Genomic DNA, 11,157 nt, shown 5'->3' with positions numbered 1-11,157 from the left:
CCCGGCCTTGACCGGCCCGGCCTTGACCGGCCCGGCCTTGACCGGCCCGGCCTTGACCGGCCCGGCCTTGACCGGCCCGGCCTTGACCGGGTCGGCGCGCGGGTCGGAGCGGGCACCGGCGGCCGGCGGTCGGGCGCCGACCCGCACAATGGGGCATGGTCGCTCGCCGAACTCCCGAAAGCGCAGGTCTTTACGTGGCTGTCCGGGTGCGGCCGGGCGCGGGGCGCGACCGGGTCGGCGGGCGTTACGACGGGCCGCACGGAGCGGCGCTGGTCATCGCGGTGGGGGCACCGGCGGTCGACGGCAAGGCCACCGAGGCGGTCCGGCGCGCCCTGGCCGGGGCCCTCGGCGTACGCCCGGCGGCAGTGACCCTCAAACTCGGCGCGACCAGCCGCGACAAGGTCTTCACAGTGATCACCGACGGCGACGAGGTGCGCACCCGGATGATCACTCTACGTGACGGCAACGGACCGGCGTGACCGGTCACCTCGACCTGGCCCTGCTCGTCGGGGCCGGGGTGCTGCTGGTGGCGGTGTTCGCGGTGCGGGTCTCGACCCGGCTCGGCCTGCCCAGCCTCCTCGTCTACCTCGGCATCGGCATGATCATCGGGGAGGCCGGCCTCGGCATCCGCTTCGACGACGCCGAGCTGACCCGTACGCTCGGCTTCTGCGCCCTCATCATGATCATCGCGGAGGGTGGGCTGACCGCCCGCTGGAGCGCGCTGCGCCCGGTCCTCGGCCTGTCGGTGTCGCTCGCGACGATCGGCGTCCTGGTGAGCGTGGCCGTCGTGGGCGTCGCCGCCCACCTCGTACTCGGTCTGAATTGGCGATTGGCGCTGCTTTACGGCGCCGTCCTCTCCTCGACCGACGCCGCCGCGGTCTTCGCCACGCTGCGGCGCCTGCGGCTCCCGCCGCGGCTCGTCACCACGCTGGAGGCCGAGTCCGGCCTCAACGACGCCCCGGTGGTCCTGCTGGTCATCCTGCTGAGCGCCACCGGGGAGGCCACCCACCCCTGGTGGTACGAGGTTCTGACGGTCGCCTACGAACTGGCCGCGGGCGCCGCCATCGGGTACGCGGTGGGTGCCGTCGGCAAGTGGACGCTGCGCCGCGCCGCCCTGCCGTCGGCCGGTCTCTACCCGATCGCCGCCGTCGGTCTGACCGTTCTCGCCTACGCCGCCGGTGCGGTCGCCCACGCCTCCGGATTCATCGCCGTCTACGTGGCCGGCGTGGTGCTCGGCAACGGCCGCCTGCCGCACCGCCGGGCCGTGCTCGGTTTCGCCGACGGCCTCGCCTGGGTGGCCCAGATCGGCCTGTTCGTGCTGCTCGGCCTGCTCGTCTCGCCCGACAACCTGCTCCGGGCGGTGGTCCCGGCCCTGGTCGTCGGGATCGCCCTGGTGCTGCTGGCCCGCCCGCTGTCGGTGATCGTCGCCGCCGTCCTGGCCCGCCCGGTCCGCGGTCTGCGCCCCCGCGGCAGCCGGCCGCGGCGGACGCCGGCGGACGTGCTGCGGGTCGGGTGGCGGGGGACGGCGTTCCTGTCGTGGGCGGGACTGCGCGGGGCGGTGCCGATCGTGCTGGCCACGATCCCGCTGTCGGCCGGCACCCCGGGCGCGGGCGGGCTGTTCGACGCGGTGTTCGTGCTCGTCTTCGTCTTCACGCTGCTGCAGGCCAGCACGCTCGCCCCGGCCGCGCGCCTGCTCGGGATCACCGCGCCGGCCGAGCCCACCGAGATCCACGTGGAGACCGCGCCGCTGGAGCGGATGCACGCCGACCTGCTCCAGCTGGACGTGGCGCCGGGCTCGCGGCTGTCCGGCGTCCACATCGACGAGCTGCGGCTGCCGGTGGGCGCCTCGGTGACGCTGGTGGTGCGTGACGGCGCCGGGTTCGTGCCCGGTCCGGACACCCGGCTGCGGACCGGGGACTCGATGCTGATCGTGGCCACCGCCGATGCGCGGGACCCGGCCGAGCGGCGGTTGCGCGCGGTGAGCCGGCGCGGGCGGCTGGCGCGGTGGTTCGACGAGCAGGGGCGGGAGCAGCCGCACTGAATCGGGAACGGTCGGGTATCCTTCAGTCCCTCCGGGGTGCGCGGCTGCTGGTTCAGCCGCGCCGTTTGTGCAGTTGGGGCCTCTTCCCACAGGTGGGGCCAGGGGTGCCGGTGGGGCTGTCGGCGCAGGTGGGCCAGGCCCCGACGGCGAGTCGCCCCGGGGAAGTGCGACGCCGTCCCGGGTGCCGGGGCGAGCGGCCGGACGAGCAAGGGGAACACGTCCGGCACCGACAGCGAGACAGGCAGGCGCGGCCCGGCAGGGCGGCCGACGCCGGCCTGGTCTCGAGAACCGCTGATCGCCGCGCCGGGGGTGCGGCCGAGGGAGCGACGATGGCCAAGGCAACCGATACCGCGACCACCGCCAAGGCCGCCGGGAAGCAGGACCGCAGCGCGGCCGAGACGGAGACGATCCGGGTCGCGCTGACCGGGCGCCTGGACGAGCTGCAGCAGGAGTACGACACCTCGGTCAGTGAGCTGACCGAGCTGCAGCGCGACCGGCTGCAGGACTCGGCCGGCGACGACCAGGCCGACACCGGCACCAAGACGCTCGAGCGCGAGCAGGAGGTCACTCTGGTGAACAATCTGCTCGAGCGGATCAATCAGGTGGAGCGCGCCATCGACCGGCTCGGCGAGGGCAACTACGGTTGGTGCGAGCGGTGCGGCAACGCGATCCCGGTCGAGCGACTGGCGGCGTTCCCGTCCGCGACTCTCTGTGTGTCCTGCAAGCAGTTGGAGGAGAGACGCTGAACGCCGAAGAGGCAACCTCGACGACCGCGGCGCCGCCGGAGCCGGGTCCGCGGACCGGCTTCAGCGGCCGGGCCGTCGCGGTGCTGGGCGTCACCGCGGTGCTCGCGGTGGCGCTCGATCAGTGGGTGAAGTGGCTGTGCACCGAGCACCTCACCGAGGGCGAGCCGGTGCGCATCCTGGGTGGTCTGGTCTACCTGTCGCTGCTGCGCAACGGCGGCGCGGCGTTCAGCATGGGCGAGAACCACACCTGGGTCTTCCCGGTGATCACCCTGGTGGTCATCGGCTGGATCGGTTACATGACGACCCGGCTGCGCTCGCTGCCGTGGGCGATCTCGCTCGGCCTGGTGCTCGGCGGGGCCGTCGGCAACCTCGGCGACCGGCTGTTCCGTGCGCCCGGCCCGTTCCGCGGGCACGTGGTCGACATGATCAGCCTCTTCGCGCCGTACGCGGAGAAGTTCGCCGTCTTCAACATCGCCGACAGTTGCCTCACGGTGGGTGTCTGCCTCGCGGTGCTGCTGGAACTGACCGGACGGCAGCGGGACGGCCGTCGTGTCGTACACAAGAAAGCTGAGACCGCGTGACCCAGCGCTCCCTGCCGGTGCCCGACGGGTTGGACGGCATGCGGCTCGACCAGGCCGTCTCCCGGTTGTTCGGGCTCTCCCGGACGGCCGCCGCGACCCTGGTGGAGGCCGGTGACGCGCTTGTCGACGGGTTCCCGCGGCCGAAGTCCGACAAGGTCAGCGCCGGCTCGTGGCTCGAGGTGACGCTGCCCGCGCCGGTCGCGCCGCCGAGCGTGGTGGCCGAGCCGGTGACCGGCCTCGCGATCGTCTACAGCGACGACGACATCGTGGTGGTCGACAAGCCGGTCGGCGTGGCCGCCCACCCGAGTCCGGGCTGGACCGGCCCGACCGTCGTCGGCGGTCTCGCGGCGATGGGGCAGAACGTCGCCACCAGCGGCGCCGCCGAGCGGCAGGGCGTCGTGCACCGCCTCGACGTCGGCACCACCGGGCTGATGGTGGTCGCCAAGAGCGAGATCGCCTACAGCGTGCTGAAGCGGGCGTTCAAGGAACGCGAGGTCGACAAGCGCTATCACGCCATCGTGCAGGGCCACCTCGACCCGCTGCGCGGCACCATCGACGCGCCGATCGACCGGCATCCGACCGCCGACTACAAGTACGCGGTGATGAACTCGGGCAAGCCGAGCGTCACCCACTACGACACGCTCGAGGCGTTCCGGTCGGCCAGCCTGATCGACGTGAAGCTGGAAACCGGCCGCACCCACCAGATCCGGGTGCACTTCTCGGCGATGCGGCACCCGTGCGTCGGCGACCTCACCTACGGCGCCGACCCGACCCTCTCGGCCCGCCTCAAGCTGAACCGGCAGTGGCTGCACGCCCGAGAATTGGGGTTCCTCCACCCCCGAACGCACGATGAGGTCCGGTTCGTCAGCGACTACCCTGACGACTTGAGGTACGCGCTGGACGTCCTCCAGGACTGAGCACTCAGGGAGCAAGTCACGTGGGGCCCGCCGAACCCGCGCGGGAACCGTTGCCGGTCCGCGCAGTGCTGCGAGTCGCGAGCGGCCTGGCCGTCGTCGCGGTCGCGACGCTGGTGCTCGGCCTCATCGGGGCGGACCGCGGCGAGGTCGTACTGCCCGGCGCCGGCGACCCCGGTGACGTCCTGCGGGTCGGGGTCGTGCCGGGCCAGAGCGTCGGCGGTTACCTCCGGTCCAGCCGCGCCGAGCTGGCCGCGCTCACCGATCCGTCGGCGCCCGCCGCCGGCGCCACCTGGGCCCTGGTCAGCCTCGAGCAGTACGTGCTGCCGGGCGCGCTGGCCGGCATGCTCGACGGTTCCGCGGTGGCGCAGGTCTACACCCGGGTGCCGCTGGCCGGGACGCACACCCAGGTCGTGCGCATCCCGGTCTACCAGCTGCCCGGTGACGTGCTGTCCGGGATGGCCGGCGCGGCGGTGCAGCGCGATCAGGAGGAGGCCGAGTACCGCCGGCTCAGCCAGCGGCTGGGCCAGGACGCCGGCGACGCGGCCCGGCGGCGGGCGCGGACGGCGTACGAGACGGCGGCCGGCACCGCGCGGGCCGAGGCCGCGGCCTACCGCTCCGGTTGCTCGTGTGTGTTCGCGGCTGTGGTCCATGCCACCCCGGCCGCGTTGCGGACGGTCGCCGACCGGGCCGGGGTGCGCGCCGTCGACCCCGCCGCCGAGGTCCGCCAGCTCGACCGCACCGAGTTCCGGCCGCCGTTTCCGGAGCAGTCGGGCACGATTCCGGCGGAACCGAGCGGATCTCCGATTCCTGTGCCAAACGGTGGTTCAGCCATTGCCTCGCGCCCGCCCGCGCCGATACTGTCTCCGTCCGGAGCGCCTGTGACTTCCACCTCACCGGCGGTCCCCGACCCCTCGCACGATGTTTCCGCCACGGCACCGCAGGAGCGCGCCGCCGTTCCCTCGACAACAGACGTGAGCGCAGCTCAGGATGCGCCGACCCGTTGACGAACACCTCCAGGAAGCCGTCCGGTCCGTTGAGTTCTCGTCCACGAAACGTACGGACGGCCGATCGAGCGCGACCCTCGAGACGTCGTCCGGTCAACCGGACCGATCAGTGTTGGTCGCTCGGGCAGTGGCCCGAACAGGGTTCGCTCCGTAGCCTGTCAGGGGCGACGAACGAGCCGCATCCGCATCACCGTAGGTAAGCGCAGGGAGGACGAGCCGTGGATGGGACCGAGACCGGCTGGGGCCGGCCTGCGGAACCAGCCCCGCGTTGGCGGGCGCTGCTCGACCGTGCCCGGCACAGCGCGCGCGCCGCCGAGGAACAGCCGGACGAGCCGGAGCGGGAGATCCCGCAGGCCCCGCCGCAGCAGTTCGGCCAGCCGCTGCCGACCCGCCGGCCCTACAACCCGCTCGACCCGCGCTCCCAGCAGCAGCCGTCGTCCTACGAGCAGCGTGGCCCCGAGCAGCCGTCGTCCTACGAGCAACGTGGCCCCGAGCAGCCGTCGTCCTACGAGCAGCGTGGCCCCGAGCAGCAGTTCGAGCCCCGGCCCATGCCGCAGCGGCCGATCAACCCGCTCGACCCCCGGCACCAGTCCCGCCAGGCCCCGCCGCCCGCCCAGCCTTCGTACCCGCTCGCCCAGCCGGCCCAGGTCCCGCACCCGCTTTCGCAGCTCCCGCATCCGGGCCAGCTTCCGCAGCAGCCGCCGCATGCGGAGCCGAACGGTCGCCGGCCCGCCCCGGAACAGCCGCACAGCTACTTCAGCCCGGGACCGCCGCCTCGCTCGGCGCCGGTCGCGCCGCCGGCCCCGCCCGTGGCCGCGCCCCCGGCGGCTCCCCTCGCGCCGCAGCGGGACTACCCGCAGATCCGCGGTTCGGCCGCGCCGGTCCGGGCGCCGGCCCCGGTCCGCGCCCCCGCGCCGGCCCCGGCGCCCACCTCACCGGCCGCCGCCCGCATCGAGTGGCGGCAGACCGAGCCGGCCGGCGAGATGGAGCGCGCCGTCGCGGTGCTGCGCCGCAAGCTCGGCAAGCCGCGCGTGCTGGCGTTCGCCAACCCCAAGGGCGGCGTGCACAAGACCACCGCCACCGTCCTGGCCGCGGCCACCATCGGCAGCGTCCGCGGCCGGGGCGTGCTCGCCTGGGACGACAACGAGCTGCGCGGCACCCTCGGGCTGCGGGCCGGCAGTGCCCGGCACGCCCGGACCATCAAGCACCTGCTGGCCGACCTGATGCAGATCGAGAACCTGCACGGGGACGGCCTGCTCAGCGAGCTCGACGCCTACCTGCGGCACGCCTCCGACGGGTCCTACGACGTGCTGGCCGGCGAGGAGAACCCCCGCTTCGCCCAGCGGCTCGACCAGGGCACCGTGCGCCGGGTGATGGACCTGCTGCGCCGCACCCACGACGTGATCTGCGTCGACACCGGCAACAACGTGGAGAGCGTCAACTGGCAGACGGTGATGCGGCAGGCCGACCAGCTGGTGATCACCACGGTGCCCCGGGAGGACGCCGCGTTCACCGCCGACTGGATGCTCGACGTGCTCGACGAGAGCGGCATGGGCGACCTGGTCGCCAACGCCGTGACGTTGATCTCGTGCCCGTCGCCGGGTCCGCTGCCGATGCTCGCCGACTTCGCCAAGCACTTCGCCACCCGCACCCGCGGGGTCGCGGTGGTGCCCTACGACCCGTCCCTCGAGGTCGGCTCGTCGATCGAGTATCAGGACCTGCAGCCGGAGACCAAACAGGCGTGGCTCAAGGCGGCGTCGATGATGATCGAGCCGTTCGCCGAATAAGGGTGCGGCGGCTCGTCCTTCTCGCACCCACGGACTAGAGTCCCCGGGGTCGTCACAACTTAAGGGGGCCCCGGGTGTCCGACTCGTTCGTGCATCTCCACGTGCACACCGAGTATTCGATGCTCGACGGTGCCGCCCGGGTCAAGGATCTGCTCGGCGAGGCGGCCCGGCTCGGCATGCCGGGCGCGGCCATCACCGACCACGGCAACATGCACGGGGCCTACGACTTCTACACCCAGGCCAAGGCGGCCGGTGTCACCCCGGTGATCGGCGTCGAGGCCTACGTCGCCCCCGAGTCGCGGCTCACCAAGAGCCGCATCAAGTGGGGCCGCCCCGAGCAGAAGAGCGACGACATCTCCGGCAACGGCGCCTACACCCACATGACGATGTGGGCGCGCAACGCCGTCGGCCTCAAGAACCTGTTCCGGCTCAACTCGCGGGCCTCCATCGAGGGCCAGCTCGGTAAATACCCCCGGATGGACTTCGAGATCATCGCCGAGCACGCCGAGGGCATCATGGGCACCACCGGCTGCCCCTCCGGGGTGGTGCAGACCCGGCTGCGGCTCGGCCAGTTCGACGAGGCGCTCGCGTCGGCCGCCCGTTACCAGGAGGCCCTGGGCAAGGACAACTACTTCCTCGAGATCATGGACCACGGTCTGGAGATCGAGAAGCGGGTCCGTGACGGGCTGCTCGAGATCGGCAAGAAACTCGGCATCCGGCCGTTGGTCACCAACGACTCGCACTACACGTTCGAGGAGCAGGCCGCGGCGCACGACGTGCTGCTGTGCGTGCAGACCGGCAGCAACGTCGCCGACCCCAACCGGTTCCGCTTCGACGGCAACGGCTACTTCGTCAAGTCGGCCGACCAGATGCGCGCCGTCGACTCCTCCGACGCCTGGCAGGAGGGCTGCCGCAGCACGCTGCTGGTGGCCGAGAAGGTCGACACCGAGGGCATGTTCACCTTCAAGAACCTGATGCCCCGGTTCCCGATCCCCGAGGGCCGCACCGAGGAGGAGTACTTCCGCGAGGTCGCCTTCCAGGGCCTGCGCAACCGGTTCCCCGACGGCATCCCCGAGACCCACATCAAGCAGGCGGAATACGAACTGGGTGTGATCATCCAGATGGGCTTCCCGTCCTACTTCCTGGTGGTCGCCGACTTCATCCAGTGGTCCAAGCGCAACGGCATCGCGGTCGGTCCGGGCCGTGGCTCGGCGGCGGGCTCCCTGATCGCGTACGCGATGGGCATCACCGACCTCGATCCGCTGCCGCACGGGCTGATCTTCGAGCGGTTCCTCAACCCCGAGCGCATCTCGATGCCCGATGTCGACATCGACTTCGACGAGCGCCGGCGCGGTGAGGTCATCAAGTACGTGACCGACCGCTGGGGCGAGGACAAGGTCGCGCAGATCGCCACGTTCGGCACGATCAAGGCGAAGGCCGCGATCAAGGACTCGGCCCGGGTGCTGGGCTTCCCCTACTCGGTCGGCGACCAGATCACCAAGGCGATGCCGCCGGACGTCATGGGCAAGGGCATCCCGCTGTCCGGCATCTTCGACAAGGACCACAAGCGCTACAGCGAGGCCGGCGAGGTCCGCACGCTGTACGAGCAGAACCCCGACGTCAAGAAGGTGATCGACACCGCGCGCGGGATCGAGGGCCTGATCCGGCAGACCGGTGTGCACGCGGCCGGCGTCATCATGAGCGCCGAGCCGATCATCGATCACATCCCGCTGACGCGGCGGCCCGCCGACGGCGTGATCATCACGCAGTTCGACTATCCGACCTGCGAGACGCTCGGCCTGCTCAAGATGGACTTCCTGGGCCTGCGCAACCTGACGATCATCGACGACGCCAACAAGAACATCGAGCTCAACCACGGTGCCAAGCTCGACCTGCTGGCGCTGCCGCTGGACGACCCGAAGGCGTACGACCTGCTGGCGCGCGGCGACACCCTGGGCGTGTTCCAGCTCGACGGCGGCCCGATGCGTTCGCTGCTGCGGCTGATGAAGCCGGACAACTTCGAGGACATCTCCGCGGTGCTGGCGCTCTACCGGCCCGGCCCGATGGGCGTCGACTCGCACACCAACTACGCGCTGCGCAAGAACAAGCTGCAGGAGATCACCCCGATCCACCCGCAGCTCGAGGAGCCGCTGCGGGAGATCCTCGAGCCGACGTACGGGCTGATCGTCTACCAGGAGCAGGTGCAGCGCGCCGCGCAGATCCTCGCCGGCTACTCGCTCGGCCAGGCCGACCTGCTGCGCCGCGCCATGGGTAAGAAGAAGAAGGAGATCCTCGACAAGGAGTTCGGCCCCTTCCAGGCGGGATGCATGGAGCGCGGCTACTCCAAGGAGGCGATCCAGGCGGTGTGGGACGTGCTGGTCCCGTTCGCCGGCTACGCCTTCAACAAGGCCCACTCCGCGGCGTACGGTCTGGTGTCCTACTGGACCGCCTACCTCAAGGCGCACTACCCGGCCGAATACATGGCCGGTCTGCTCACCAGCGTCGGCGACGACAAGGACAAGATGGCGATGTACCTGGCCGAGTGCCGGCGCATGGGCATCCAGGTCCTCCCGCCCGACGTCAACGAGAGCGCCGGGCCGTTCACCCCGGTCGGCACCGACATCCGGTTCGGTCTCGCCGCGGTCCGCAACGTCGGGCACAACGTGGTCGAGGCGATCGCCCGGTGCCGCCGGCCGGTGCCCGAGGGCGGCAAGGGCAAGTATCGGGATTTCTACGACTTCCTGTCCAAGGTCGACGCGGTCGCCTGCAACAAGAAGACGATCGAATCCCTGATCAAGGCGGGCGCGTTCGACTCGATGGGGCACAGCCGCAAGGGCCTGCTCGGCGTGCATGCCGAGGCGATCGACGCGTACGCCGATGTCAAGCGCAACGAGGCGGCCGGCCAGTTCGACCTGTTCGGGGCGTTCGGCGACACCGACGGCGGCAGTGCGGCGACCGTCGCCATGCCGACCATCGGCGACAGCGAGTGGGACAAGCGCGACAAACTGGCCTTCGAGCGCGAGATGCTCGGCCTCTACGTCTCCGACCACCCGCTCGCCGGCCTCGAGCAGCTGCTGGCCAACGCGGCCGACACCACCATCGCCTCGCTCAACGAGGAGGGGTCGGTGCCCGACGGCCAGATCGTCACGCTCGCCGGCATCCTCACCGGCGTGCAGCGGCGGATCACCAAGCAGGGCCGGGCCTGGGCCTCGGCCACCCTCGAGGACCTGGCCGGTGGGGTCGAGGCGCTGTTCTTCCCCAACACGTACGAGGTGATCGGCCAGTACATCGCCGAGGACGCGATCGTGGTGGTGAAGGGCCGGGTCGACAGGCGTGACGACACCCCGCGCATCATGGCGATGGACATGTCGATGCCGGACGTCACCCACAACCCGGACAGCAAGCCGATCACCCTGACCATGCCGATCACCCGGTGCACGCCGCCGCTGGTGAGTGAGCTGAAGGACATCCTGGTCAGCCACCCGGGCGACGCCGAGGTGCACGTCCATCTGCAGAACGGCAGCCGCACCACGGTGCTGCGGCTCGGCGCGGTCCGGGTCGCGCCCACGCCCGCGTTGCGCGCCGACCTGAAAACCATCCTCGGCCCCTCCGCCGTGGCCTGACCGGACCTGGCAGGATCGTAGGGTGAATCCGAACGAGGAGCCGTCCGGTTACGGGCTCGCCCATCCCTTCGGGCCTGAGCCCGAGCCCGAGGCGGTGGCCGCGGCCCGCTGGTGGGAGCTGAGTCGCACCCCGCGCCGGCCGTGGCGGCGCACCGCCCTGGCCACGGTGCTCGGCGCGGCCGCGGTGCTCGCGCTCGGCGCCCCGTTCGGCCTCCTCTGGGCCTGGCTGGCGCCGTCGGTGCCGGTCATCAACACCGGCTCCGGCATCGTCATCAACGACTCCTCCCCGGAGGAGTACATTGCCGCCGACGGCTGGTACACCTTGCTCGGCCTCGGCTTCGGGCTGCTCGTCGGGATCGCCGCGTGGATGCTGATGCGCCGCGACCGCGGACCGTTCCTGCTGCTCGGCGTCGTGGCCGGCGCCCTCGGCGCGGGCTACCTGGTCGCCCCGTGGATCG

General features: G+C 71.7%; 8 protein-coding genes. All 8 read left to right on the top strand.

The features are described 5' to 3' along the window. Positions 1-155: 155 nt before the first annotated feature. The 8 genes from Afe05nite_RS30650 (at position 156) to dnaE (ending at position 10,699) form a co-directional block, all read left to right on the top strand. A complete protein-coding gene (locus Afe05nite_RS30650; RefSeq protein ID WP_203820736.1) occupies positions 156-479 on the top strand; it encodes a DUF167 domain-containing protein in 324 nt (107 codons plus the stop codon). Further along, positions 476-2,041 (top strand): potassium/proton antiporter, encoded by a 1,566-nt coding sequence (locus tag Afe05nite_RS30645; RefSeq protein WP_203820735.1) that lies wholly within the window; start codon positions 476-478, stop codon positions 2,039-2,041. The genes Afe05nite_RS30650 and Afe05nite_RS30645 overlap by 4 nt, the downstream gene beginning before the upstream one ends. 329 nt (positions 2,042-2,370) lie before the next feature. Then, the gene (locus Afe05nite_RS30640) at positions 2,371-2,787 is read left to right on the top strand and encodes a TraR/DksA family transcriptional regulator (RefSeq protein WP_203820734.1); all 417 of its coding nucleotides are present in this window, start codon (positions 2,371-2,373) and stop codon (positions 2,785-2,787) included. Continuing rightward, the gene (lspA, locus tag Afe05nite_RS30635; protein WP_438869164.1) at positions 2,784-3,368 is read left to right on the top strand and encodes a signal peptidase II; all 585 of its coding nucleotides are present in this window, start codon (positions 2,784-2,786) and stop codon (positions 3,366-3,368) included. Before Afe05nite_RS30640 ends, lspA begins: the two co-directional genes overlap by 4 nt. Positions 3,369-3,406: 38 nt before the next feature. Next, the gene (locus Afe05nite_RS30630; protein WP_239118303.1) at positions 3,407-4,285 is read left to right on the top strand and encodes an RluA family pseudouridine synthase; all 879 of its coding nucleotides are present in this window, start codon (positions 3,407-3,409) and stop codon (positions 4,283-4,285) included. A 20-nt stretch (positions 4,286-4,305) separates the two neighbouring features. After that, a complete protein-coding gene (locus Afe05nite_RS30625) occupies positions 4,306-5,289 on the top strand; it encodes a hypothetical protein (RefSeq protein ID WP_203820732.1) in 984 nt (327 codons plus the stop codon). 218 nt (positions 5,290-5,507) lie between these two features. Continuing rightward, positions 5,508-7,076, top strand: coding sequence for a MinD/ParA family ATP-binding protein (locus tag Afe05nite_RS30620; RefSeq protein WP_203820731.1), 1,569 nt, complete (start codon positions 5,508-5,510; stop codon positions 7,074-7,076). Positions 7,077-7,150: 74 nt separating this feature from the next. Next, on the top strand, positions 7,151-10,699 hold the full coding sequence (gene dnaE, locus Afe05nite_RS30615; RefSeq protein ID WP_203820730.1) for a DNA polymerase III subunit alpha: 3,549 nt from the start codon (positions 7,151-7,153) through the stop codon (positions 10,697-10,699). Positions 10,700-11,157 lie beyond the last annotated feature (458 nt).

The sequence above is a fragment of the Paractinoplanes ferrugineus genome (assembly GCF_016862195.1).
Taxonomy (GTDB): Bacteria; Actinomycetota; Actinomycetes; order Mycobacteriales; family Micromonosporaceae; genus Actinoplanes; species Actinoplanes ferrugineus.
The sequence above is the reverse complement of the archived record's forward strand: the minus strand, read 5'-3'. Positions and strand labels throughout refer to the sequence as shown.

What these genes read in the sequence shown, in the direction of transcription:
- Afe05nite_RS30650 (WP_203820736.1), top strand. Translation starts at nt 156, where the DNA reads ATGGTCGCTCGCCGAACTCCCGAAAGCGCAGGTCTTTACGTGGCTGTC.
- Afe05nite_RS30640 (WP_203820734.1), top strand. Translation starts at nt 2,371, where the DNA reads ATGGCCAAGGCAACCGATACCGCGACCACCGCCAAGGCCGCCGGGAAG.
- Afe05nite_RS30630 (WP_239118303.1), top strand. Translation starts at nt 3,407, where the DNA reads ATGCGGCTCGACCAGGCCGTCTCCCGGTTGTTCGGGCTCTCCCGGACG.